This is a genomic window from Streptomyces sp. NPDC056347 (assembly GCF_042262625.1).
Taxonomy (GTDB): Bacteria; Actinomycetota; Actinomycetes; order Streptomycetales; family Streptomycetaceae; genus Streptomyces.
The window spans coordinates 1-24183 of record NZ_JBHJQP010000125.1 but is presented as its reverse complement, the minus strand read 5'-3'; the positions used below and the strand labels follow the sequence as shown (position 1 = coordinate 24183).

General features: G+C 72.0%; 23 protein-coding genes, 1 tRNA gene and 1 pseudogene. 14 read left to right on the top strand and 11 right to left on the bottom strand.

The features are described from left to right. Both ACFCV8_RS25470 and ACFCV8_RS25465 read left to right on the top strand, forming a co-directional pair. Positions 1–1070 (top strand): ABC transporter permease (locus ACFCV8_RS25470; RefSeq protein ID WP_376687757.1); only part of this gene is annotated, 1070 nt, incomplete at its 5' end. Positions 1071–1074: 4 nt separating this feature from the next. Continuing rightward, positions 1075–3834, top strand: a complete 2760-nt coding sequence (locus ACFCV8_RS25465; RefSeq protein WP_376687756.1) for an alkaline phosphatase family protein — start codon at positions 1075–1077, stop codon at positions 3832–3834. A gap of 344 nt (positions 3835–4178) precedes the next feature. Here ACFCV8_RS25465 and ACFCV8_RS25460 read toward each other — a convergent pair. Further along, positions 4179–4252 (bottom strand) — tRNA-Pro (locus tag ACFCV8_RS25460). 124 nt (positions 4253–4376) lie between these two features. Here ACFCV8_RS25460 and ACFCV8_RS25455 point away from each other — a divergent pair. After that, entirely contained in the window at positions 4377–5078 is a 702-nt protein-coding gene (locus tag ACFCV8_RS25455; protein WP_376687755.1) for a transketolase, read from the top strand. A gap of 33 nt (positions 5079–5111) precedes the next feature. After that, the gene (locus ACFCV8_RS25450; protein WP_376687754.1) at positions 5112–6014 is read left to right on the top strand and encodes a transketolase family protein; all 903 of its coding nucleotides are present in this window, start codon (positions 5112–5114) and stop codon (positions 6012–6014) included. 57 nt (positions 6015–6071) lie between these two features. Here the strand turns inward: ACFCV8_RS25450 and ACFCV8_RS25445 are convergent, their stop codons facing one another. Continuing rightward, positions 6072–6443 carry a winged helix-turn-helix transcriptional regulator gene (locus tag ACFCV8_RS25445; protein ID WP_376687753.1) on the bottom strand — a complete coding sequence of 124 codons (372 nt, stop codon included), beginning with the start codon at positions 6441–6443 and terminating at the stop codon, positions 6072–6074. 86 nt (positions 6444–6529) lie between these two features. Here ACFCV8_RS25445 and ACFCV8_RS25440 point away from each other — a divergent pair. Next, positions 6530–6784 (top strand): annotated as a pseudogene (locus tag ACFCV8_RS25440) (RidA family protein); the annotation flags it as partial. A 22-nt stretch (positions 6785–6806) separates the two neighbouring features. Here ACFCV8_RS25440 and ACFCV8_RS25435 read toward each other — a convergent pair. From ACFCV8_RS25435 to ACFCV8_RS25415, 5 genes are all read right to left on the bottom strand, one after another. Then, on the bottom strand, positions 6807–7394 hold the full coding sequence (locus ACFCV8_RS25435; RefSeq protein WP_376687752.1) for a GAF domain-containing protein: 588 nt from the start codon (positions 7392–7394) through the stop codon (positions 6807–6809). Next, entirely contained in the window at positions 7391–7951 is a 561-nt protein-coding gene (locus ACFCV8_RS25430) for an ATP/GTP-binding protein (RefSeq protein WP_376687760.1), read from the bottom strand. The genes ACFCV8_RS25435 and ACFCV8_RS25430 overlap by 4 nt, the downstream gene beginning before the upstream one ends. A 406-nt stretch (positions 7952–8357) precedes the next feature. After that, entirely contained in the window at positions 8358–8729 is a 372-nt protein-coding gene (locus ACFCV8_RS25425; RefSeq protein WP_376687751.1) for a DUF742 domain-containing protein, read from the bottom strand. Positions 8730–8731: 2 nt separating this feature from the next. After that, on the bottom strand, positions 8732–9166 hold the full coding sequence (locus tag ACFCV8_RS25420; protein ID WP_376687750.1) for a roadblock/LC7 domain-containing protein: 435 nt from the start codon (positions 9164–9166) through the stop codon (positions 8732–8734). A 7-nt stretch (positions 9167–9173) separates the two neighbouring features. After that, a complete protein-coding gene (locus ACFCV8_RS25415; protein ID WP_376687749.1) occupies positions 9174–11123 on the bottom strand; it encodes an ATP-binding protein in 1950 nt (649 codons plus the stop codon). Between the two features lie 646 nt (positions 11124–11769). On the opposite strand from ACFCV8_RS25415, the gene ACFCV8_RS25410 reads away from it, so the two are divergent. Then, positions 11770–12381, top strand: coding sequence for a class I SAM-dependent methyltransferase (locus tag ACFCV8_RS25410; protein ID WP_376687748.1), 612 nt, complete (start codon positions 11770–11772; stop codon positions 12379–12381). Positions 12382–12404: 23 nt separating this feature from the next. On the opposite strand, the gene ACFCV8_RS25405 is transcribed toward ACFCV8_RS25410, so the two are convergent. Continuing rightward, positions 12405–13607: an MBL fold metallo-hydrolase gene (locus tag ACFCV8_RS25405; protein WP_376687747.1), complete on the bottom strand. Its 1203-nt coding sequence runs from the start codon at positions 13605–13607 to the stop codon at positions 12405–12407. 326 nt (positions 13608–13933) lie between these two features. Between ACFCV8_RS25405 and ACFCV8_RS25400 the strand changes: the two genes are divergently transcribed. Both ACFCV8_RS25400 and ACFCV8_RS25395 read left to right on the top strand, forming a co-directional pair. Beyond that, a complete protein-coding gene (locus ACFCV8_RS25400; RefSeq protein ID WP_376687746.1) occupies positions 13934–14497 on the top strand; it encodes a carboxymuconolactone decarboxylase family protein in 564 nt (187 codons plus the stop codon). 114 nt (positions 14498–14611) lie between these two features. Next, the gene (locus ACFCV8_RS25395; RefSeq protein ID WP_376687759.1) at positions 14612–15202 is read left to right on the top strand and encodes a TetR/AcrR family transcriptional regulator; all 591 of its coding nucleotides are present in this window, start codon (positions 14612–14614) and stop codon (positions 15200–15202) included. Positions 15203–15240: 38 nt separating this feature from the next. Here the strand turns inward: ACFCV8_RS25395 and ACFCV8_RS25390 are convergent, their stop codons facing one another. After that, the gene (locus ACFCV8_RS25390) at positions 15241–16242 is read right to left on the bottom strand and encodes a DUF6745 domain-containing protein (protein ID WP_376687745.1); all 1002 of its coding nucleotides are present in this window, start codon (positions 16240–16242) and stop codon (positions 15241–15243) included. 89 nt (positions 16243–16331) lie between these two features. Beyond that, entirely contained in the window at positions 16332–16658 is a 327-nt protein-coding gene (locus ACFCV8_RS25385) for a hypothetical protein (RefSeq protein ID WP_376687758.1), read from the bottom strand. A 190-nt stretch (positions 16659–16848) separates the two neighbouring features. Between ACFCV8_RS25385 and ACFCV8_RS25380 the strand changes: the two genes are divergently transcribed. Genes ACFCV8_RS25380 through ACFCV8_RS25355 form a run of 6 tightly spaced genes read left to right on the top strand, consistent with a single transcriptional unit; the run spans position 16849 to position 23068 of the window. After that, positions 16849–17802: an STM4015 family protein gene (locus ACFCV8_RS25380; RefSeq protein ID WP_376687744.1), complete on the top strand. Its 954-nt coding sequence runs from the start codon at positions 16849–16851 to the stop codon at positions 17800–17802. 7 nt (positions 17803–17809) lie between these two features. Next, positions 17810–18826: an STM4015 family protein gene (locus ACFCV8_RS25375; RefSeq protein ID WP_376687743.1), complete on the top strand. Its 1017-nt coding sequence runs from the start codon at positions 17810–17812 to the stop codon at positions 18824–18826. Beyond that, complete coding sequence (locus ACFCV8_RS25370; RefSeq protein WP_376687742.1) at positions 18807–19961, top strand: STM4014 family protein; 1155 nt, start codon at positions 18807–18809, stop codon at positions 19959–19961. The genes ACFCV8_RS25375 and ACFCV8_RS25370 overlap by 20 nt, the downstream gene beginning before the upstream one ends. 37 nt (positions 19962–19998) lie before the next feature. Then, on the top strand, positions 19999–20811 hold the full coding sequence (locus tag ACFCV8_RS25365) for an STM4013/SEN3800 family hydrolase (protein ID WP_376687741.1): 813 nt from the start codon (positions 19999–20001) through the stop codon (positions 20809–20811). After that, the gene (locus tag ACFCV8_RS25360) at positions 20808–22184 is read left to right on the top strand and encodes an STM4012 family radical SAM protein (protein WP_376687740.1); all 1377 of its coding nucleotides are present in this window, start codon (positions 20808–20810) and stop codon (positions 22182–22184) included. Before ACFCV8_RS25365 ends, ACFCV8_RS25360 begins: the two co-directional genes overlap by 4 nt. Positions 22185–22192: 8 nt before the next feature. Continuing rightward, on the top strand, positions 22193–23068 hold the full coding sequence (locus ACFCV8_RS25355) for an STM4011 family radical SAM protein (RefSeq protein WP_376687739.1): 876 nt from the start codon (positions 22193–22195) through the stop codon (positions 23066–23068). A gap of 47 nt (positions 23069–23115) precedes the next feature. Here ACFCV8_RS25355 and ACFCV8_RS25350 read toward each other — a convergent pair whose 3' ends face one another. Then, positions 23116–23961, bottom strand: coding sequence for an SGNH/GDSL hydrolase family protein (locus tag ACFCV8_RS25350; RefSeq protein WP_376687738.1), 846 nt, complete (start codon positions 23959–23961; stop codon positions 23116–23118). Positions 23962–24183: the final 222 nt, after the last annotated feature.

The window sequence follows — 24183 nt, the reverse complement described above, 5'->3', positions numbered from 1 at the left end:
CCGGTGACGTGTTCGCCGCCGAGGACCGGCTCGGCACCTGGCGGCACCTGCTGGTGGCGGTCCGGTCGCCGCGGCGGATCTTCGCGGCGAAGGCGCTGGCCAGTCTCGTCGTCATCCTGCTGCTGGTGGCCGGGCTGGCCTGTTCGAGCACGGTCGGCGGGCTGGTGACGGTCGGCAACCGGCCGCTGGTCGGCCTCGACGGTCATCTGCTGGCGCCGGGCGACGCCGCCGGCCGGGTCCTGCTGGCCTGGCTGTGCGTCATCGCCCCGACCCTGGCTCTCGCGGCGATCGGCCTCCTCGGCTCCGTCGCGCTGGGGCGCTCCCCGATGGGACTGCTGCTGCCCGCACTGGTCGCGCTGGTGCTGCAGCTCGCCCAGATGCTGCCCCTCCCTGTCGGCGTACGTCTCGCCCTGCCCGGCTACGCCTTCATCTCCTGGAACGGCCTCTTCACCGGCCCGGCACAGGTCGGCCCGCTCCTGATCGGTGTGGCGGTCGGCCTGGTGTGGGCCGTGGCCGCGACGGTTCTGGCGTACGTGCTGTTCCTGCGGCGCGACTTCACCAATCCGACCGACGACGTCCCGGGGCGCCGCGCCGTGGCGGTCGGGGTCCTGCCGCTCGCCGTGCTGCTCGCCGTGACGGTCGTGACCGTGCAGACGGCGACCGGGGCGAAGGGCTCCGGGATCGAGCAGGAGAAGGTGCAGCGCTCCGTCGCCACCGCCTTCGCCCACCTCTACCGCGTGCAGACCGAGCAGCTCAACCGCCCCGCCGTCACCGAGGCGCGGCTCAGGGCCACGGCGGCGTGCGACAAGGGTGGCAGCTCCGCCGAACCGGAGGGGCCGGGCAACGACTGGCGCTGCGTCGTCTCCTGGCACCTCCCCGGCGTCGAGGCCGCGGGCACCGCCCTCTATCAGCTCGACGTCACCGCCGACGGGCGGTTCGTGGCCGACGGCGACGGACCGAAGGAAGTGAACGGCTACTTCCTGGTGCGGACCCCGGCCGGGGACGCCCCGAACCCCCTCTGGCAGTTCGACGGCAATGTCGAGCTGCTTCCCGTAACCCCGAAGGGATGACTCCATGCAGGTAACACGCCGAAGGCGTGCGGAGAGAGACCGATCCGGAGCCCGTCTGAAGCGACTCGTCCGCCGGGCCCCGGTGATCACCGCGGGCGTCACCGCCGCCGCAGTCGCCGCCGCGGGCGTCGCCTTCGCCCGGACCGACCAGTTCGGCACCGACCGGGTCGGCCAGACGACCGCCCGCGGCCAGGTCGTCTCCAGCGACCAGTACATCGCGCCGTACGGCGAGCGTCTGGTCGTGAACAACGGCAAGATCATGTCGTCCTCGGTCAGCCCGGACGGCACCCACCTCGCCGCCGCCGTCGCCGACGGCGGCGCGGCGCTGGCCATCATGGACCTGAAGAGCTGGAAGGTTCAGCAGGTCGTCGGCAGCTCCGCGTCGTCCCAGCCTCGCATCGGCGGCAACGACGTGGGCCAGGAGGGCCCCACGTACTCGCCCGACGGTTCACAGCTCTGGCTGGGCCAGACCGACGGATACACCAGGTTCACCGTGCGCGCGGACGGCAGCGTCGCCGACCCCGTCGTCGTCAAGATCCCTGCCGACGGGCCGAGGCACGCGCTCGTGGGCGAGGCCGTGTTCTCGGCGGACGGGTCCACCGTGTACTCCGCGGTCAACGGCCAGAACCGGGTGGTCGCCATCGACGCGGCCTCGGGTGCGGTCCAGCACAGCTGGACCGTCGGCAACGCTCCACGTGACATGCTCATGATCGGCTCTAAGCTCTACGTGAGCAACGAGGGCGGGCGCCCGGCGAAGCCCGGCGACACCACACTCAACTCGTACAACACCCAGGTCCCTGCGAACCCGGTGACCGCGGCCACCACGAGCGGCACGGTCAGCGTCATCGACCTGGCGAACCCGGAGGCCGGCGTCGGGAGCATCGGCGTCGGGCTGCACCCGACCGCCCTGTACGCCAAGAACGGGGCCCTGTTCGTCACCAACACCGCGACCAACGACGTTTCGGTCGTCGACCTCCGCAGGAACAAGGTCGTGCAGACCATCGCCACGCAGCCGTGGCCGGAGGCGTCGGTGGGCTACGAGCCCGACGCGGTGACACTCACCGACGACGGCCGCCTGCTGGTCACACTGGGCCGCGCCAACGCGATCGCCGTCTACCGGTACACCTCCCCGCAGGAGCCGGTCGGCTACGTCGGCCTGCTCCCGACGGACTACTTCCCGGCGGAGATCGCCACGGTCGGCAAGCAGATCGTGGTCTCCAACACCCGCGGCATCGACGCCCGCCGCCCCAACAACCCCGCCGGACACGGCACCCACGACACGACGTCGAGCCTGCAGCGGTTCACCCTGCCCTCCGACCGCGTCATCAGGTCCGAGACCAGGAAGGTCTTCCGCCAGAACGGCTGGAGCAACGGCTCGGTCCAGCTGACCCGGGGCAAGGGCGGGGGCAAGGCGAAGGCCGTGCCCGTCCCGGCACGGATCGGTGACCCCTCGACGATCAAACACGTCTTCCTGCTCGTCAAGGAGAACCGGACCTACGACCAGGTCTTCGGTGACATGCCCCAGGGCAACGGCGACCCGGCACTGGCGGAGTTCGGCGAGAACGTCACCCCGAACCAGCACGCGATGGCCCGGCAGTTCGGCCTGTACGACAACACGTACGACATCGGAACCAACTCCGCCGAGGGCCACAACTGGCTGATGCAGGCGGACAATCCGGAGTACACGGAGTCCTCGGCCGGTGAGTACAAGCGGAGCTACGACACGGAGGACGACGCCCTCGGGCACCAGCGGACCGGCTTCCTGTGGACCGGTGCGCAGGCCGCCGGCAAGTCCGTGCGGAACTTCGGCGAGTTCCAGAGCTTCCTGACCAAGCCCGCGGACGCGAGCTGGCAGAACCTGTACTGCGACGCCAGGAACATGGCGTCGACCGGTCAGGACACCGCCTACCCGCTCCACTCGTCCTCGCCGATCCCGTCGCTCAACGACGTGTCGGTGCCCGGCTACCCGATGTTCGACACCAACGTCCCGGACGTCTACCGGCACCAGATCTGGGAGCGCGACTTCGAGAAGAACGGTCCGGCGAACCTGAACATGTTCTGGCTCTCCAGCGACCACACCGGCGGTCCGGCGAACGCCCCGGCCCAGGTCGCGGACAACGATCTCGCCACCGGCAGGATCGTGGACCGGATCACGCACAGCAAGTACTGGAAGGACTCGGCGATCTTCATCCTCGAGGACGACTCCCAGGCCGGCCTCGACCACGTCGACGGCCACCGTGCCCCGATCCAGATCATCAGCCCCTGGGCCCGGCACGGCGTCGTCGACAGCCGCTACTACTCCCAGATCACGGTGATCCGGACCATCGAGCAGATACTCGGGATCCACCCGATGAACCAGAAGGACAGCGCGGCCACCCCGATGCGTACCGCGTTCACGCAGAAGGCCGACTTCACCCCGTTCACGGCGCTGCCCAACCGGACCCCGCTCACGGACGGGCTGAAGACCCCGCCCTCGTGCGGCCTGGACACCCCGGCGCCGCAGAATCCGCGCGCGGCGGCCGTACCGTCCGCGAAGGTCCCGGCACAGAAGCGGGCGATCGCGGCGAAGTGGGACGCCTGGAAGTCGGGTCAGCGACTGACCGGGCCCGGCGCCCGGGCCGACGCCGCGAACCCCGCGCAGATGAACCACTTCACCTGGTACCAGTCGCACGAGTGGAAGAAGCCGTACCCCGGCGAGGACCGGATCCTCGCGCCGAAGGAGGTGCCGGGCGCCTACATCCCGGCGGCGGAGACCGACGGCTGACCCGGCCCGGTCCTCCTCGGGCGGTGCCCCGCCAGGGCAGTCGCCCCGGCCCCGATCCCGGTCCGCTCCAGGGCCCGGGTCGGGGCCGTCCCGGTTCGCCGCCTTCGGCCACGGAACCACGAGCGCGGCAGCCGTCGACGGGTCCGGGCATACGCCCGATCCCAGCCGCCGGCGCCGCCCTCTCCCCACTCGGCGCGGCGCGCGCCCCCCGCCCACTGCCCGGCGCATCACCCCGCCCCGATGGCACGGACCCGAAGAGGACTCACCCCCGACCGGTCCCGGAAATGACCAAAGGCCGGTTTCGGATTGCTCCAAAACCGGCCCTGACCTGCGACTGTCTCCAGTCGGGACGACAGGATTTGAACCTGCGACCCCTTGACCCCCAGTCAAGTGCGCTACCAAGCTGCGCCACGTCCCGATACCCGCTGACCTGGGGTTTCCCCTGGCCGAACGCGCATGAGAACAATACCGCACTCGGGCGGGTGGTCACGAACACCTTTGGCACTTGACCTCAACCGCGCTTGATGTTCAACGCTTGTTCCATGACGAACACGGACTCCGCGGCGCTCCATGACGACCGCGAGATGAACCGCCTGATGAGCACGATGACCGGGGACGAGAAGCACGGCCCCGCGGCCACGTCCACCCTGGACGTGCTGCGGGTGCTGTACGACCGGGTGCTGCGAGTGACGCCCGACACGTTCGACGCACCGGACCGTGACAGGTTCCTGCTCTCCAAGGGGCACGGGCCGATGGCGTACTACGCGGTCCTCGCCGCGCACGGTTTCTTCGGCGAGGAGCTGCTGCCGGGCTTCGGGACGTACGACTCGCCGCTCGGGCACCACCCGGACCGGACCCTCGTACCCGGGGTCGAGATCGGCAGCGGCTCACTGGGACACGGACTGCCGCTGGCCGTGGGAAGCGTGCTCGGGCTCCGGGCGCAGGGACTCACCGACCCCCGGGTGTGGGTGCTGATCGGCGACGCCGAGCTGGACGAGGGCAGCAATCACGAGGCGCTCGCCTACGCGGGCCCGGCCGGGCTGGAGCAGCTGCACACTGTGGTGGTCGACAACACCTCGGCTTCGTACGCCCGGCCCGGCGGGATCGCGGCCCGGTTCGAGGCGGCGGGCTGGTCGGTGGACACGGTGGACGGACGCGACCACGCGGCACTGTACGCGGCCTTCACCGCGCCGCACCCCGGGCGTCCGCGTGCCGTGGTCGCGCGCGTCGAACCCAAGAACTGAACGCTCCGGACACGACGGCAAAGGACTCCGCACATGGACACGATGCGTGACCGCTTCATCGCCACCACGTCCCGGCTGCTGGACCGGGACCCGCGTCTCGCCCTGGTACTGGCCGAGATCAGCCGGGACGGCTTCGGCCCCGCCCTGCAGGCGCATCCGGAGCGGGTGATCAATGTGGGCATCAGGGAGCAGCTGCTGGTCGGCGCCGCGGCCGGGATGGCGCTCACCGGGATGCGGCCGATCGTCCACACCTTCGCCAGCTTCCTGGTGGAGCGGCCGTTCGAGCAGGTGAAGCTGGACTTCGGCCACCAGGGGGTGGGCGGGGTGCTGGTGAGCGCGGGTGCTTCGTACGACTGGCCGGCCGGTGGGTTCACCCACATGGCGCCGGGCGACGTGGCCCTGCTGGACACCCTCGACGGCTGGACGGTTCACGTACCGGGCCATCCGGACGAGGCGGAGGAGCTGCTGCGGCAGGCCGCTGCGGGCGACGACCGGGTGTACGTACGCCTGTCGCTCCAGTCCAACGAGCGGGCCAGGCCGGTCGGCGCGGGGGCCGGGTTCACGACGGTGCGGGAGGGTGCGGGCGGCGTGGTGGTCGCGGTCGGGCCGATGCTCGACAACGTCCTCGCGGCGACCGAAGGGCTCGATGTGACGGTGCTGTACGCGACGACGGTGCGCCCGTTCGACGGTGCGGGGCTGCGGCGGGCGGTCGGTGGCGGCGAGGCAGGCGTGGTGATCGTCGAGCCGTACCTGGCGGGCACCTCCACCGCGGCCGCGAATGACGCGCTCACCGAGCTGCCGCACCGCGTGCTGGGCCTCGGTGTGGGACGGGCCGAACTGCGGAAGTACGGGGAGATGGACGAGCACCTCGCCGCGCACGGGCTGGACGCGCGGGGGCTGCGGGAGCGGATCGGGGGCTTTCTCGGCCGCGCCTGACCTGCGGCGGCCCGCGACCAGCTGCCAGAGGGGGATGGGGCGGGGCGGGGCGGCGGCTCAGTCGGCCGCTTCGTCCCGCGTGTCGAAGGTGTCACGGGCCCTTTCGATGGCCGGGAGGTGCTCCGAGGCCCAGGCCAGCAGTGCGTCGACCGGCTGCCGCAGGGACTTGCCCAGCGGGGTGATCCCGTATCTGACCGCCACCGGACGGGTGGAGACGACCTCGCGCTCGATCACCCCGTTGCGTTCCAGCCGCCGCAGTGTCGCGGTCAACGACTTCTGCGTGACGGCGGGGATGGCCCGGCGCAACTCGTTGAAGCGGCACGGCCGTTCGCAGAGTTCGTTGAGCACGCTCAGGGACCATTTGTCGAGCACTTGATCAAGCAGTTCACGGTGCGGGGCGCCGACGCGGAGCGTGTCCTCGGTATCCATGGTGAGACCTGGTCTCGTTGAAGTGTCCTTCTTCCACTAAATATCTTACGGATACCTATTGGCTATCCGTGCGTGCTCGCCGGCCAGTCGGGCACGCGCTGCGGAACACCGCCCTCGGCCTGACGGGCGCGGGTGCCTCCTTCGCGGACGTACTGCGCCTGATGTTCTGCGTGCACCGGTGGAGCCCGGAGCGGATCGGTGGGTGCATGGCCGGGGTGGAGGCCGTCGCCGAGGAGACCGGTCTCCGCATCCCCGTGCCACCGGCCTCCCTCATCGGGGTCGACCACCTCTTCGAACCGGACGTGTTCGTCAAGGTCGGGACGACCGCCCTGGTCGGCTGACCGGTCGCCGGAAAGGGGCGGGTCATCCCCCGAGGCCGTGCCTCTCCCGCTGGTCGATGTGCACCACCAGTTCCAGGGCGAGCGACTTGATCGTGTCGAGCCCCTTCCTGCCCCATGGGCGTGGCACGGTGTCGACCGCGCAGACGGCGCCCAGGGCAACACCGGTGCGGTCGATGAGGGGGGCGCCGAGATAGGAGCGGATACCTATCTCGTCGACGACCGGATTCCCCGCGAACCGCGGGTAGTCGCAGACGTCCTCCAGCACGAGGGCCTTGCGCCGAACCACGACGTGCGGGCAGTAGCCGCGGTCCATGGCGACGTAACGGCCGCTGCGGCTGCTGCACGCGGCCGCGATGCCCAGGTCGGAACCCTTGCGCGTACCGGCCGGGGTGTGCAGACCCGCGAAGAACTGCCGGTTCCCGTCGATGAAGTTGACCATCGAGAAGGGCACTCCGGTCAACTCGGCCACCCGGTCGGCGAAGGCGTCGAAGTTGTCGAACGACGCGTCGGCGCGTTCCCCGAGTCCCAGCGTCCGCAACCGCCGGGTACGGACGCCGGCGTCCCGGTCGACCGGCGTGAGCAGCAGCCGCCCGGTGGTGTTCCGGGTCACGGGCGGGCTCCGAAGCCGGTAAGCGGGGCCGGCGCCGAGGTGGCGTTGATCAGGTGCTGGACCAGGGTGACCAGGGCACCCGTGCCCGAGCTGGCGATCCGGGCGTCGCAGAGCACCACCGGGACGTCCGGGCCCAGGTCGAGTGCGGCCCTGATCTCGTCGGGGGCGTAGCGGTAGGCCCCGTCGAACTCGTTGACCGCGATGATGAATCCGATGCCGCGCCGCTCGAAGAAGTCGACGGCGGCGAAGCATTCGGCGAGCCGACGGGTGTCGGCGATCACGACCGCACCGAGCGCCCCCTGGGAGAGCTCGTCCCACATGAACCAGAAACGCTCCTGGCCCGGGGTGCCGAACAGATAGAGGACGTGCTGCTCGTCGAGGGTGATGCGGCCGAAGTCCATCGCCACGGTGGTGGCGGTCTTGGACTCGATGCCGTCGAGATGGTCGGTCCCGACGCTCACCTGGGTCAGCAGTTCTTCGGTGCTCAGCGGTGCGATCTCGCTGACCGCGCCGACGAACGTCGTCTTGCCGACCCCGAACCCGCCCGCCACCAGCACCTTGAGCGCGACGGGGAAGCCTTCGGCCTCGCCCGGGCCGTCGGCTCCGGAGGCGTCCGGGGCGGTGGCCGGGGTGTGCGGGACGGGGATCGTCGCGTGCGGGGCGGGTCCGGGGCCGCCGTACCCCTGCGCTTCCCCGTAACTCCCGGCCTCCCCGTAGCCCTGCACGTGCTCGTGGTCCTGCGCGCGCCCGTAGCCCCGGGTCTCTCCGTAGCCCCGTCCTTCCCCGTAGCTCTGTGTGTGCCCGTAGTCCGGTGCGACCGGGTAGTTCTGGGTGATCCCGTGGTTTCCCGGGAGCACGTAGCTCTCCGGGCTCCCGTGGTCCTCGGGACGGACAGGGTGCCCGTGGCCCGCGAAGCCTTCGGGGTCCGCGCCGTTCCGGTACGCGGCGGAGCCGCCGAAACCGTCAGAGCTGTCGTCGTAAGCCATCGAGCACTGCCTCCAGCAGAGATCGGTCGGTGGGCATGTCGTGGAAGGCGGGCGGGTGCGCGGTCACCGCCCCGCAGTCGACCAGGTCGGAGACGAGCACCTTGGTGACGACCGCGGGCAACCGCAGATGGGCGGCGATCTCGGCCACGGAGGTGGGGCCGTCGCACAGCCCCAGTGCCACGGAGTGCTCGGGACCGAGATGCGTCTGCGGCTCGCTCCCCGTGGCCATGATCAGCGAGAGCAGATCGAGAACGGTTGTAGGACGGGTGCGGCCGTCGCTCACGGTGTAGGGGCGGACGAGCCGCCCGGCCGCGTCGTCGAGCAGCGGCCCGTCCTGCGGGACCGACACCCTCACAGCCCCGTGGTGCCGGGGGAACCGGCCGCTTGTCTCACCGGCGTCATCAGGTACGGACGGACACTCTTGACCAGCATGGTCATCTCGTAGCCGAGAACCGCCGCGTCCGCCTCGCGTCCGGCGAGGACGGCGAGACAGGTGCCCGATCCGGCGGTGGAGACGAACAGCAGGGTCGAGTCGAGCTCGACCACCACCTGCCGCACCTCGCCGCTGTCGCCGAAGCGCGCGCCGGCGCTGCGCCCCAGCGAGTACAGACCGGCGGCCAGCGCCGCCATGTGGTCGGCGCTGTCGGCGTCCATGCCATGAAGGGATTTCACCAGCCCGTCGGCGGAGAGCAGCACAGCGCTGCGTGTGTACGGGACGCGCTGGACCAGGCCGCTCAGCAGCCAGTCGAGGTCCGAGACCTGACCGGACGGCATGTCGGTCGCCATGAGGCATCTACTCCTTGGGGGTGTGCGTTTCGGAGGGATCGGTCGCCGGGGGCGTCTCCGGGCCCGCGGGATACGGGGCGGCGGTCGTGGCGCGGCCGCGCACCGGGAGTGGTTCGAGCGGGGGCGACGGCTGCCATGCCTGCCCCGGCGTCGCTTCGGGGTCGGGGCCCGGCTCCGGCGTACCGCCCGCCTCGGAATCGGTGCGGGCCTCGGCGAGCTCGATGCCCCGCCGGAAGGCCGCCATGAGCCCCGGGTCGTGCAGGGCCTGTTCACCCTGGGAGCGCGGGACGGGTGCCGCCCTCAGCTGCGGGACGAGGTGCTCCTGGTTGCTGCGCCTGGGCAGTTGGGGCCGCCCCATGGTGCCGCGTACGGTGCCGGGCTCGGGGCTGGGCGCTTCGGCGGCCTGCTCCGGGGGCCGGGGACCGGGAGGGGCCTCGGCCGGTTCGGGGTGGGCGGGGTGCTCGATCCGCTGCGGGAGCGGCAGTGCCTCGCCCTGTCCGGGCGTCCGCTGCGGCGACTGGTGCAGGCGCAGCGGCTGGCTGGGAACGTACGGCTGACGGCCGGTGTCCGGCTGCGGGGCAGGGGCTGCGCCGGGGCCGGGGGGGAGGCTCGGACCCGGTACGCGGTGACCGTGGGAGACACCCCTTTCGTCCTCGGCCGGCGGGCGGTGCACGGGGCCCGGGGGCGGGACCGGTGCCGCGCCCCGTTCGGCCCCGGCGTCCTCGTCCGCGCCCAGCAGGGACTGCGGAAGGACGAGTACGGCCTGGGTGCCCCCGTAGATGTTGCTCTGCAGACGGACCGCGATGCCGTGCCGCCGGGCCAGCGACGCGACGACGAACAGGCCGATCCGGCCGTCCTGCAGCAGATGGGCCACATTGACCTGGTCGGGCGCGGCGAGCAGGGCGTTCATCCGTTTCTGCTCGTTGCCCGGCATACCGAGCCCCCGGTCCTCGACCTCCAGGGCCAGTCCGGCGGTGACCTGCTGGGCGCGCATCAGCACCTGGGTGTGCGGGGCGGAGAACACGGTCGCGTTCTCGACCAGTTCGGCGAGCAGGTGGATCACGTCCGCCACCGCGTGTCCGCGCAGCGTGCCGTCGATCGGCGGTACGAGCTTGACGCGCGGGTACTGCTCGACCTCGGCGATCGCGGAGCGCAGGACCTCGGTCATGGTGACCGGATTGCTCCACTGCCGCCGGGAGACGGCGCCGCCGAGCACGGCGAGGTTCTCGGCGTGCCTGCGGATGCGGGTGGCGAGGTGGTCGACGTGGAAGAGGCCCTTGAGCAGATCGGGGTCCTCGACCTCGTGCTCCAGCTCGTCGAGGATCTGGATCTCGCGGTGCACGAGCGACTGCAGGCGCCGCGCGAGATTGACGAAGACCTCGACCTTCTGGTCCTCGCCGGAGCGGTCGGCGAGCCGGGACGCCTGGACGACCGCGGTCACGGCGGCGTCCTGGTGGCGGCCGAGCTCCTGGGCCAGTAACTCGAAGGCGTCACTGCCCGGGGCGGCGGGCCCGGCGGGTCTGCGGGCGGCCACCGGCTCGCCGTTGCGGAGCTGCTCCATCACCCGTTGCAGCTCGGCCTGGCCCTGTGCGCTGGTGCGGCGCAGGGCCAGACAGCGGCCGAACACGGTGGTGGCGAGCCTGTTGGCGGCCAGGAAGGCGGCCAGCACCGCGGCGAGCGCCAGCGCGGCGGCCGTGCCGAGCGCGATCCAGAGCTCGGTGGTGGGACGGACTCCGGTGGAGCGGACGGTGAAGATGACCGCTGCGGCCCCGCTCAGGACCGCCGCCACGGTGGGCAGCACCGCGGTGCGCAGGATCTGGGGGCGTATGGGCGTCTCGGCGGTCGGCTGGGCGGCGCGCGGTCTGCCCGCGGCCGAGTGGGAACGGGCACCCGGTCGGCCGTGCCGCCCGCTCTCTCGGCGCTCCGGTCGCGCTTCGGGTGCGCGAAGTTGAGACATCAGTGTCCTTGGTACGTGGGGCACCCGGAATCGGCGTTCCTGTGGTGGCACCTACGGTGGTCGGTCAGGCTCGGTGCATCGGTCGGGCAGGCTCGAAACCCATGAGCCCACGGTTGATCACCGGACACACACGGTAGTCGTCCCTCACATGGGCGCGGCGGCGAGTTGTCGAACTTGCCCGCCATCCGTCCCGCTCTGGTATGAGCTCTCGTACGGTCGACCGATCACGTCGGATTGACACCTGGACGGCCGCCCCCGGGCGGCCCACGGCCGCGAACCCTTGAACACGGGGCGTACGTCGGCCCGTCCGGTGCCCGCCGACCGGACGGCGGCCCCGGACCGATCACCTGAAACATCACACAGCGTAATCATTGTGGCCATGGGGCCGATCGGGTGAACGGAGCGGCCCGGCCACGAGATCCGGGGCACTTTCGCGATCGCCTCATCCGTCACAGAGGTTTCAAGGGTCGGCGATTCGGCCATTTCGGTGCGCGTCGCGGGAGTGGTACGGCGGGGCCGGGGCGGTCCGGGCCGTGCGGTGCAAGGGGCCGACGCCGTCCGGAATCGCGCGCGTTCGATTCGCGAGCGGCGTCGTTGAGCCGTGCGCCCGCCCGTCCCCCACCGACATCGAGGCACCATGACCGCCATGTCACCCCGCACCCGAGCACACGGAACAGTACGAACGGGCGCGAACAGCGCCTACTGGGAGCCCCTGTGGCGGTCCGGCCGCCGCTACCGGAGCATCGACGTACCGGAGCGCGAGGCCCTTTACCGTCAGGTGGGCGTCGGCGGGGGCAGACCCGCCCTCGACATCGGCTCCGGCGACGGGGCCCTGGTGCGCGCCCTGACCGACCTGGGCTACCGGGCGACGGGGATCGACTGCGCTCCCGGCGCACTGTCCGCCGCCCGCCACGAGCACTCCGGCCTGGACTTCCGGCACTTCGACTTCGGCACCGACGACCCGGCGGGGCTGCCCGAGCCGGCCTTCGCCCTCATCACCTGCCGGCTGGTCTACCCCTGGGTCCAGGACAAGCCGGGCTTCCTCGCCCGGGTACGCCGACTCCTCGCCCCGGGCGGCGTCTTCTGGGTCGCCACCTCCGTGCACCGTCCTCGGTCCGGCTCGGCGGCCAGGCCCTGGGAGGTCGGTGCGGCGGAGGTGGAGCTCCTCGCGGACACCTGGTCGCGCGCGGACGTGACCCAGCTGGACGAGTCGTACCACTGCTTCGCCCTGCACCCCGACCGGCCACCCTTGATCTGAACGGGGCCGGGCCGCGCGCTCCTTCAGCGGCCGCCCGTGAGGTCGAGGTCGTGCTCGTCGGCCTCCGGGACGACGAGCGGCGCCTTCCCTCCGCTGCGCCAGGGGTGCGCTATCGGGCGGGAGACGGGCCGCCACCACGGCTCCACGGGAAGGGCCCCGGCGGGCTCGAACGGCAGCCCGGGGTTCGGGAGAGCGACGTCCTGCCCGGCCTCCTCGGCCACGTCCATGGTCCATTCGGCGGGCTCGGCCCACGGGTGCGGCGCCAGATTGAAGGTGCCCCAGTGGATCGGCAGCAGCACGCCGTGCGGTCGGCCGCCCTGGAGATCGAGGTGAGCCCGCATCCCCTCGGCAGGTGTCATGTGAATGTCCGGCCAGTACTCCGAATAGGCGCCGATCTGGATCATCGTCGCGTCGAACGGGCCGTGCTCGGCGCCGATGTCCCGGAAGCCGGAGAAATAGCCGGTGTCGCCGCTGTGGTAGATCCGGTGCTCGGGACCGGCGACGGCCCAGGACGCCCAGAGCGTGTGCTGCTGGTTGCGCAGGCCCCGGCCGCAGAAGTGACGCGCGGGGGTGGCGGTCAGCTCGATCCCGGCGATCCTCGTGGTCTCGTTCCAGTCCAGCTCACGCAGCCGGTCGGCGGGGACGCCCCAGTGCTCCAGGTGGGCGCCCACGCCGAGCGGAACGGCGAACACCGTGCCGGTGCCCGCGAGGGCGCGGACCGTCGGCAGGTCGAGGTGGTCGTAGTGGTCGTGGGAGATCACCACCGCGTCCACCGGGCCGAGCGCGGCGAGCGGCAACGGCACGGGGTGCAGACGTCCGGGCCCGGCGAAGGCGAAGGGCGAGCAGCGCTCGCCCCAGACCGGGTCGAAGAGCACGCGACGGCCGTCGATCTCGGCGAGCACGCTGGAATGGCCCATCCAGGTGAGCCGCAGTCCCGTGGCAGGCGGCTCGGCCAGGTCGGCGTAGGTGGTGGGATGGACGGGCACGGTCCCGGCCGGGGCCCGGCGGACCCGCTCCTCCTTGCGGAAGTAGACCTTCGCGAACTCGAGCGTGGAGCCCGACGGCCTGGTCCGCGCTCCCACCGGATTCTGGAAGACGCCGTCGGCGAAGTTGGGCGAGCGCCGGATGCGCTCCATGCGGGCGCCCTCCGGATCCGCTCCGAACGCGGCGGGGCGCAGCGCACGCAGCCGGGTGCGGAGCGGGGTCAAGGGATCGGCGCCGGTCACAGCATCTCCTGGGGGAGTCGGTGTCGTTTCATTATGTGCAGGGGGTACGAGGGTGCGAGCGCGGCGGACCGGGCCGGCCGCCGGGCCGGGCGTCACGCGTGCGCGGCCGCCCTCCTCGGCGAGCACTCCCCCGGACAGCGCCTTCCCGCCCCCTGTCGAATCCCCTCACGCGGACTCCAACGTGCGGGCCCGTCGCAGGATTCCGTGTCCGCCGACCGGCATGTCACATCCGCGGGGTCCCGTCCGTCGCATCGGTGCAAGCAGCCGTCGGCGCGGTCGGCACGACCTCGCCGACCGCGCCCGAGCCGTACCGAAGGAGACCGGTCATGACCGCCCGAATCCCGCTCGACCCGCCCCGTACGCTCCTCTTCCGTGCCGTGTCGTGGTACTCGAACCGTGTGTACGGCAAGGTCATCGACCCCTTGCGGGCCGCCGCCCATCACACCGGGGTGTTGTGGGCGCAGTCCCGTCTCGAGCTGTCGGCGGGGCGCTGGAAGAAGCTGGACCCGCAGCTCAAGGCACTCGCGGTAATGGCGTCCGCGGCCACCATCGGCTGCAGCTGGTGCATCGACTTCGGATACTGGGAGAACCACCGCCACGGCATGGACCCGGCCAAGCTGCGTGATGTACCGGTGTGGCGGGAGAGCGGGCTGTACGCCCCGCTGGAGCGCGACGTCATGGAGTACGCGGAGGCCATGAGTCTCACCCCGCCGCAGGTGGGGGACGATCTCGCCGAGCGGCTGCGGGGCGCGCTCGGCGAGGCTGCGTTCATCGAGCTCACGACGATGGTCGCGCTGGAGAACATGCGCTCCCGGACGAACTCCGCCCTCGGCCTGACCAGCCAGGGCTTCAAGGACCGTTGCGAAGTGGACCGGCCCGCGCACCGCTGACCGCGGCGTGACGCCCCGGGGCGGAGCGTGCACCGCTGCGGTGCGTCCCGCCCCGGCGCGTCCCGCGCGTGGCATATTCGTTAGGGTGACGGCGTGGCAAGAGTGCGCTTGAGCGTGGCGGAACGGCGTGAGGAACTTCTTCGCGCCGCCGTCGAGCAGATCGAGGTACGGGGGGTCGCCGCCGTCCGGATCGCCGATGTGGCCTCCGTCCTCGGTGTGAGCAACGCCCTCGTGCTCTACCACTTCTCGACCAAGGAGAAGCTGGTCGCGGCGGCGTTCGCGCATGCCGCGGAGGCCGACCTCGCCCAGTTGCGCAAGGTGCTCGGCCGGCGCACCAGCGCGGTCCGGCGGCTGCGCGCCGCCATCCGCTGGTACGCGCCGACCGGCCAGGCCAAGGGCTGGCGGTTGTGGATCGAGGGCTGGGCCGCCTCGCTGCGCGATCCGGCGCTGCGCAATGTGGCCGGTGATCTCGACCAGCAGTGGAAGGCCGAGCTGGCCGAGGTCATCGAGGAGGGCGCCGCCGCCGGGGAGTTCCACTGCGACGACCCGATGTCCGCGGCCTGGCGTCTGACCGCCCTGCTGGACGGTCTGGCCGTGCAGACGACCTCGTACGCCGGGCCGCTCTCCCGGGCCACGATGCTGGCCTGGACCGATGAGGCCCTCGCCCGTGAACTCGGCATCGACCGCGCGTCCCTGACGGCCTGACGGATCCGCTTCCGGCCTCGGGCCCCGGCCCGGCTCGGTCAGGTCTGGCGCACGGGCGCGTAGACGTCGCCCGCCAGGCCGAAGGTCCATGCCACTCCGTCCTTCGCGGTCCTGGTGCCGGGCGGCACCCGCAGCCAGTAGACCCGGTGCGTACCGTCCGGCTCCGGGGTGGAGTTGACCACCTCGACCATCACCACGTCCTCGTCGCCGTCCAGCGCGATCCGCCAGAGGACACCCGTCTCGTCCCGGTGGACCGGTTCCGCGCCGGACTCGGTGAGGTAGCGGTCGTATCCGTAGAACTCCAGCATGACGCGGCGCAGTTCCGCGTTCTCCTCCTCGCGTATCCGCCGCGGGGTGAGGGAGTTGAGCTCGTCCAGGAACTCTGCGGGCACCGGCATGCCGCGCCAGGCGTACAGGGCGAAGCCGTCCCGGTAGGCGAGCGCCGGTCCGTCCCCCCGGTCGAGCCGTCCCGCCTCGTCCCGGTACAGCGCGTGCGGGCGCTCGCTGATCACCACGGCGCGCTCGTAGGGCCACCACCAGCCCGCGTTCCGGGCCACCGCCGCCAGGCCGTCGAGCCGGTCGCCCCGCCCGTCGAAGGCCGCGAGCCAGGCCGCGTCGTGCTGGCCGAGGACCGCGTCGAGCAGGACGAGCCGGACACCGGTCTCCTCCTCGGGGCGCTCGGCGAGATCCGCGACGACTCCGGATCTGATCCGGTCGGCGAGGGCCGCGGTGGTCTCCCAGAGCTGGGCGCCGGTGGCGGACCACAGCGCGGACCAGCCCGCCGGGCCCAGTTCGTCGTACATCCGGCGGCGCTCCTGCGCCCAGGGGCGGGTGCGCACCTCGTCGCGGACCGAGCGCCCGGCGTCGACGAGCTTCTCGACCGCCTCCACCGCGGCCCTGGGCGAGTCGACCCAGACGATCCGCTCCGGCTCGGCGAGTCCCGCGCTGCGGTAGGCGAGCCGGAGCCCGTCCTCGGCGGCGGAGCGGTCCGCCGCGCCGGTCGCCGCTGCCACGGTCCGCCATGAGTCCACGTACTGCATCGGTCTTTCCCGTCCCCTGTGTTCGGTGTGGTGTGTTCGGTGTGATGTGTTCGGTCGGTGGTGTCGGCGGCGGTGCGCCGGACGCCCGGTCAGTCCGCGACGATGCGGATCGCTCCCGGCGCGTACTCCCGCTGGCGCACCACGCGGTACCAGCCCTTCGAGAGGGGTATCGTCGCGTGCTCCTCGTGCACCACCCTGCCGCCCTCGGGGAGGTGCAGCAGCATCGGCCCGAACGGGCCCGCCTCGCGCATCAGCCGGCCCGGCCCCTGGACCGCATGGGCGTGGCCGGTGACCTCGCCGAGCGCGAGGACCATGCGGCCGCGGCCGTCCCTGGGCTCGCCCGGCGCCTCCACCAGATGCGCGGGCACCGCCGACTCCTCCAACGACATGATCAGTACATCGCCCTGCCGGTACACAGACGTCTCCCCTCGAAAGGCCGCACCCGCTGTGCCGGCCACGCAGAAGACGCTACGGCGGGGGTCTGACAGTGGACGGTGGCCGGTCCGCGCCGGGGGTGCGTCGCGCGGTCCCGGTCGCGGCGTTGTCAGTGCGGCTTGATAAACCTTGTGCTCATCAGTCGTCGCCCAGTTCCAGGAGCTCAGCGTCATGTCCGGTGTGGACCATCTGCACGAGTTGCTCGGCCTTCCCGCTGTCGATTTCCAGCACGAGTCGGGGACGGCGCCCGAGCAGGCCGCCGGTGCTGTCGCCTGGCGCGTCTCGGTCGATCCGTACGAGGACGACGAGACGAGCTGGGAGGACGCGTTCAAGGCGTTCCTGGAGGCGGTCGATCCGGCCGGGGTGCGGGCGCTGATCATCGGTCAGTGGGGCGAGTCGTACGAGGAGGACTCGTCGTACCCGATCGGTCTCGTCATCGCCGCCGCCGACCGGCTGACCTCGCTGGAGGCGGTCTTCGTCGGTGACATGACGATGGAGGAGAGCGAGATCTCCTGGATCGAGCACGATGACGTCACGCCGCTGCTGGCCGCCTTCCCCGATCTGGTCGAGCTGGGCGTGCGCGGTGGCACGGGCCTGGCCTTCCCGCCCGTGAAGCACGAGCGGCTGCGGTCACTGACCATCGAGTCCGGCGGTCTGCCGGTCGGTGTCGTGCGGGGTGTCCTGGACAGTGAGCTGCCCGCGCTGGAGCGACTCGACCTCTGGCTGGGCGTCTCCGCCTACGGGGGCGACGCCGATGTGGCCGACCTGGCACCGCTGCTCTCGGGCACCCGCTTCCCCCGGCTCTCGCATCTCGGTCTGCGCAACAGCGAGCTGCAGAACGAGATCGCCGCGGCGGTCGCGAGCGCCCCGGTCGTCGCCCGGCTGCGGGTTCTCGGCCTGTCGGACGGCACCCTGGGCGACGAGGGCGCGGCTGCGCTGCTGGACGGCCAGCCGCTGACCCATCTCGAACAGCTCGATCTGCACCATCACTTCATGACCGAGCCGGTGGAGCGCCGGGTGGTGGCCGCGCTGGAGCCGCACGGGGTGCGGGTCGATGTGTCGGAGCGCGAGACGCCCTGGGGCGACCGGGGTGTCGAGGGCCGTTACACCTCGGTCGCGGAGTGAGGGCCCGATGACCGGTATCGATCATCCCGAGACGTTCCACGGACTTCCCGTCCACGCCTTTCCCTGCCCCGGCGACGCCTCCCGCGGCGTGTCCGGCCGCGCGCTCACGGACAGTGGCTCGCTCCCGGACGGCGGCGCGCTCCCGGAAGCCGGTTCGGTCGCGTGGCGGCTGGAAAGTGCCTGGCGGGGCGATCTCACCTTCGGTTCGCTGTGGCAGCACTTCGTCGACACGGTCGACACGACGCGGGTGCGGGCCCTGGTGATCGGCGCCTGGTGGCAGGAGGAGTACGCGTCCTTCACGCCGGTCGTCGAGCTGCTGGTCTCCCATGCCGACCGCTTCCCGGACCTGCGGGCGCTCTTCCTCGCCGACGTCGTCAGCGAGGAGTGCGAGCTGTCGTGGCTCGAGATGTGCGACATCACACCGGTGGTCGAGGCGTTCGGGCAGCTGGAGGAGGTGACGGTGCGCGGCTGCGGGCAGCAGTTCGGCGACCGGAGTTCGCTGGATCTGCGGCCGGTACGGCACAAGGCGCTCAAGGCACTGCGGTTCGAGTCCGGCGGGCTCCCGGCACGGGTGGTGCGGGCGGTCGCCGCCTCCGAGCTCCCGGCGCTGGAGCGTCTCGAACTCTGGCTGGGAGTCGAGGAGTACGGCGGGGACGCCTCGGTCGCCGACCTCGCCCCGATCCTGTCCGGTGCGGGCTTCCCGGCCCTGCGCCATCTGGGGCTGCAGAACAGCGAGATCCAGGACGAGATCGCGGCCTCCGTGGCCTCCGCGCCGGTGGTCGCCCAGCTGGAATCGCTCTCCCTGGCGATGGGCACCCTGGGCGACGAAGGCGCCGAGGCGCTGCTCCAGGGCCAGCCGCTCACCCATCTCGCCTCGCTCGACCTGCACCACCACTACATGAGCGAGCCGCTGGCGGAGCGACTGACGGAACTGCTCGGGCCGGACCGGGTGAACACCGACATCGACGACGCCGACTGGGACGATGACGAGGACGGCCACCGCTATGTCGCCATCGACGAGTAGCGTGGCCGGCCGGCCGCCCCGCTTCGCCGTCGTGGGCGTGCCCGGCAACCGCCGGGTCACGCTCTTCCAGGACGCCGTGCGCGCCGCCGGGCTGCCGGCGGCGCGTGTGGTGCCCTGGTCCCGGGTGCTGCGCGGCGAGGCGGTCTTCCTCCCCGGTGAGACCGTGCGGCTGGACTCCCCCGGTGAGGACGCCGAGGTGGAGCGGCTGCTGCGGAAGGTCGACGACCCGACCAGGGTCGAGGGCGGCGCCGCCTGGTACGCCGGCTTCACCGCGGCGGTGAGGGAGGTGGCGCGGGCCGCCGAGGCCGCCGGGGCCACCCTGCTCGACGGCCCCGACGAGGTGGCGGTGCTGTTCGACAAGCGGCTCTGCCACGCGGTGCTGGACACGGCCGGGGTGCCGGTCCCGGCCTCACCGACCTCGGGGGCGGCGGCGCCCGTGGTGCGCGGCTGGGCGGACATCCGCGGCCGGATGGCGGAGCACGGCATGCCCAGGGTCTTCGTGAAGCCCGCGCACGGCTCGTCCGCCTCCGGGGTGCTGGCCGTGGAGACGGCCGGTCCGGGCCGGGTCAGGGCGACCACCTCGGTGGAGCGGGACTCCTCCGGCCGGCTCTACAACTCACTCAGGCCGCGCCGCCTCACCACGGAACGGGAGGTCGCGGCGATCGTCGACGCGCTCGCGCCGGAAGGGCTGCATGTCGAACGCTGGCTGCCCAAGGCCACGCTCGGCGGCCGGGCCACGGATCTGCGGGTCGTGGTGGTGGCGGGCCGGGCCACCCACGCCGTCGCGCGCACCAGCCGCTCCCCCATGACCAACCTCCACCTCGGCGGTGAGCGCGGCGATCTCGGCCGGGTCCGCGCGGCGGTCGGGGCGGCGGGCGGCAGCTGGGGCGAGGCCCTGGCCGTGTGCGAGCGGGCCGCCGACTGCTTCCCGGACACCCTGTGCGTGGGCGTCGACCTGCTGCCTTCGACCGACTGGCGGCGTTTCGCCGTCGGCGAGGTCAACGCCTTCGGTGATCTGCTTCCCCGGCTGACCGGCCTCGACGGCAGCGGGGCCGAGGGCCTGGACACCTACGCGGCGCAGGTCGCCGCCGTCATGAACAGAGCAAGGAACGACCGTGCAACCGCCATCGCCTGACACCGCGCACCTCACCGAGTGCGCCAGGAACCCCGACATGAGCCGGATCGTGGGGAGCCACGATCTGCTGTTCGTCACCCTCGACACCCTGCGCCACGACGTCGCGGCGGAGCTCGCCGCCGCCGGGCGCATCCCCAACCTGGCCCGGCATCTGCCGGGCGGGGTCTGGGAGGAGCGGCACGCGCCGGGAAGCTTCACCTACGCCTCCCACCAGGCGATGTTCGCCGGCTTCCTGCCGACGCCGACCGGCCGGGGGCCGCATCCCCGGCTGTTCGCGGCGCGTTTCGCAGGCAGCGAGTCCACCGCCTCGGACACCTTCGTGTTCGACACCCCGGACCTGGTCTCCGGCCTGGCGGGCGCCGGCTACCGCACGGTGTGCATCGGCGGTGTCGGCTTCTTCAACAAGCAGGCGGCGCTCGGCTCCGTACTGCCCGGCATGTTCCAGGAGAGCCACTGGGAGCCGGAGTTCGGCGTGGCCTCGCCCACGTCCTTCGAGGCGCAGGTGGCCCGCGCCGAGGAGGTCGTCGGCCGGCTCCCCGCGGAGCAGCGGCTGTTCCTCTTCGTCAACGTGTCCGCCCTGCACCAGCCCAACTGGTTCCACCGGCCGGGGGCCACCCGTGAGGCGGGCGACTCCCGCGCCACGCACGCCGCCGCCCTGGAGTACGTCGACGCCCATGTCGGCAGGCTCTTCGCGGCCGCGAGCAGCCGCCGCCGCTGCTTCGCCATCGTCTGCTCGGACCACGGCACGGCGTACGGGGACGACGGGTACACCGGCCACCGGCTCGGCCACACATCGGTGTGGACCGTTCCGTACGCGCACTTCTTCCTGGAACCGGGGGCCACCGCATGACGGGCCGCACCACGACCGCCCTGCCCGCCGCGACCACCGTCCGGCCGTACCAGAGCTATGTCTACGCCTACCCGCACAAGACCGCCTACCGGCCGCTGGCCGACCGGCCGCGGCTGCGCGAGCTGTGGGCCGGTGAGCGCAAGGACGCGCTCTCGCTCTACCTCCACATACCGTTCTGCGAGGTCCGCTGCGGCTTCTGCAATCTCTTCACCCGGATCGGCGCGCCCGACGAGCTGACCACCCGCTATCTCGACGCGCTGGAGCGGCAGGCCCTCGCGGTCCGGGACGCGCTGGGCGACGAGGAGCCGGTGCGGTTCGCCGCCGCCGCGTTCGGCGGCGGTACGCCCACGTTCCTGACGGCGGCCGAGCTGGAGCGGCTCTGCGACATCGCGGAGAAGCGGATGGGGGCCGATCTGCGGTCCGTGCCGCTGTCGGTCGAGACTTCGCCGTCGACCGCGACGGCGGACCGGCTGGCCGTCCTCGCCGACCGCGGTGCGACCAGGATCAGCATCGGGGTGCAGAGCTTCGTCGAATCGGAGGCACGTGCCGCGGTACGCCCGCAGCGGCGCGCCGACGTGGAGTCGGCGCTGGGCCGGATACGTGAGGCCGGTGTCCCGGTCCTCAACATCGACCTGATCTACGGCATCGACGGCCAGACCGAGGAGAGCTGGCGCGCGTCGCTGGACGCGGCCCTCGCCTGGCGGCCGGAGGAGCTGTACCTCTACCCGCTGTACGTGCGCCCGCTGACCGGTCTGGGGCGGCTCGGTGCCGAGGGCGAGGCGGCGGCGGACGCGGCCTGGGACGAGCAGCGGCTGCGGCTGTACCGGGCGGGCCGGGACCACCTCCTGGCGCACGGTTACGAGCAGGTGTCGATGCGGATGTTCCGCCGCGCCGACGCCCCCCGCGCGGAAGGCCCCGACGACTACGCCTGTCAGACCGACGGCATGATCGGCCTGGGGTGCGGCGCGCGCTCGTACACCACGCGGCTGCACTACTCCTTCGACTACGCGGTGGAGATGCGGGAAGTGCGGGCCATCATCGACGGCTACACCGCCACCGACGACTTCTCCCGCGCCGAGGTCGGGCGGTACGTGGACGGGGACGAGGCGCGCCGCCGCCATCTGCTGCAGTCGGTGCTCCAGGCCGAGGGACTGCCCCTGGCCGACTACGAGGAGCGGTTCGGCACCTCCCCCGCGGAGGACTTTCCCCGGGAGCTCGCGGTATTCGGGGCGCGCGGCTGGCTGGACACGTCGGCCGGGGCGTCGGGGCGGCTGCGCCTGTCCCCCGAGGGCCTGGCCCACTCCGACGCCCTGGGTCCGGAGCTCTTCTCCCCCGCCGTGCGCGCCGCGATGGCGGCGTACGAGCTGAAGTGAGCGCTGCGATGGAGCTGACGATCCTGTACCGGGGCCCGCTGGCCTCCTGCGACTACGACTGTCCGTACTGTCCGTTCGCCAAGCGGCGCGACAGCCGGGAGCAGTTGCGGGCCGACCGGGCCGCGCTGGAGCGGTTCACGGCGTGGGCCACGGCGCAGACCGGCGACCGGATCTCGGTGCTGTTCACGCCGTGGGGCGAGGGCCTGGTCCGGTCCTGGTACCGCCGGGCGCTGGTGGAGCTGGCGCAGCTGCCGCACATCCGCCGGGTGGCGATCCAGACCAATCTCAGCGGCCGTACGGGATGGCTGGCCGAGGCGGGCGAGGCGGGCCGGGAGAAGATCGCTCTGTGGTGCACGTACCACCCGGGGCAGACGCCGTACGAGCGGTTCCTCGCCAAGTGCCGGGAGCTGAGTGCGCTCGGGGTCCGGCACAGTGTCGGTGTCGTCGGGCTCGACGAGCATCTCGACGAGGCGCGGCGGCTGCGCGCCGCGCTGCCCGAGGAGGTCTATCTCTGGGTCAACGCGGCGGAGGGCCACACCTACACCGACGCGGAGGCGGACCGCTGGACGGCCGTCGATCCGCTCTTCCCGTACAGCAGGCATCCGCACCGCTCGGCCGGGCTGCCGTGCCGGACCGGTGAGTCGGTGATCTCGGTGGACGGTGACGGAACGGTGCGGCGCTGCCATTTCGTCCCGGCCGAGCTCGGCAATCTCTACGACGGGAGCTACCGCCGGGCGCTGGCGCCGCGCGCCTGCCCGCTGGCGGTCTGCGACTGCCACATCGGCTATGTGCACCTGGAGACGCTGCCGCTGTACGACGTCTTCGCGGGCGGTGTGCTGGAGCGGATACCCGCCGCAACGCCGCTGCCCGGCGGGCGTGGCTGAGTCCGGGCCACGTCCGCCGGGCGGCGGCGGTGCTCCACGGGGGGGTGCTACAGCGGCAGCAGGTCGGGGCGCTTCGCCTCGACGTGGTCGCCGGAGGACTCGCCGCGCAGCCGTCGCCCGATCCACGGCACCAGGTACTCGCGCGCCCAGTGGATGTCGTCGCGGCGCACCTCCAAGGTGCCGCGCTGGGCCTGCGGGGGCCATTCCTGGTCGGGGTCGGCCGGTACGTCGATACCGAGGACCTGGGCGGCGCGCAGCGCGACCCTGGTGTGCCCCTCGGGCGACAGGTGGAGCCGGTCGTCGTCCCAGGCGCGCCGGTCCTGGACGGACCGCAGTGACCACAGGTCCAGGACCGGGCAGTCGTAGCGGTCGGCGATGGCCCGCACATGGGCGGTGTACGTGGCGACCTTGCCGCGCAGATGGCGCAGCACGGGGACGCCCCGGGTGTCGAAGCCGGTGGTGACCATGACCGTGCCGACCGCGCCGGTGAGCTCGGCGACGGCACGCTCGAAGCGTTCTGCCACGTCGTCGGGGTCGGTGCCGGGCCGGATGATGTCGTTGCCGCCCGCGCAGAAGCTCACCAGGTCGGGGGCGAGCTCCTTGGCTCGCGGCACCTGCTCCTCGACGATCTGGTCGAGGAGGCGTCCGCGTACGGCGAGGTTGGCGTACCTGAATTCCGGGTGTGCGGAATCTTCGGCGCCGTGCGCCGCGTCGGGGTCCGGGAGCTGGTCCGCGAGAAGTACCGCGAATCGGTCCGCCCAGCCGACGAAGGTTCCGTCCGGGCCGGGGTCACCGACTCCCTCGGTGAAGCTGTCGCCGATCGCCGCGTACGACCCGATGACGCCCTGTCGGTTGATGACGCCACGTTGCTTATTTCTCGAATCGTCTGCCACAAGCGCATATCCTGCACCGTCGAATGTGACCTACGCGACCGTAATAAAGGGTTGACGGGTGGTGAGATAGACCACCCGGTCAGTTTTTGGCAAAGAGGGAATAGCGGGAAGGGGCGGTGCGCCGCCGCGCACCGCCCCTCTCTCACTTCTTGCCGCCTCGGATCAGAGGGAGACGCCGTGCTGTCGCAGGTAGGCGATCGGGTCGACGTCGGAGCCGTAGCT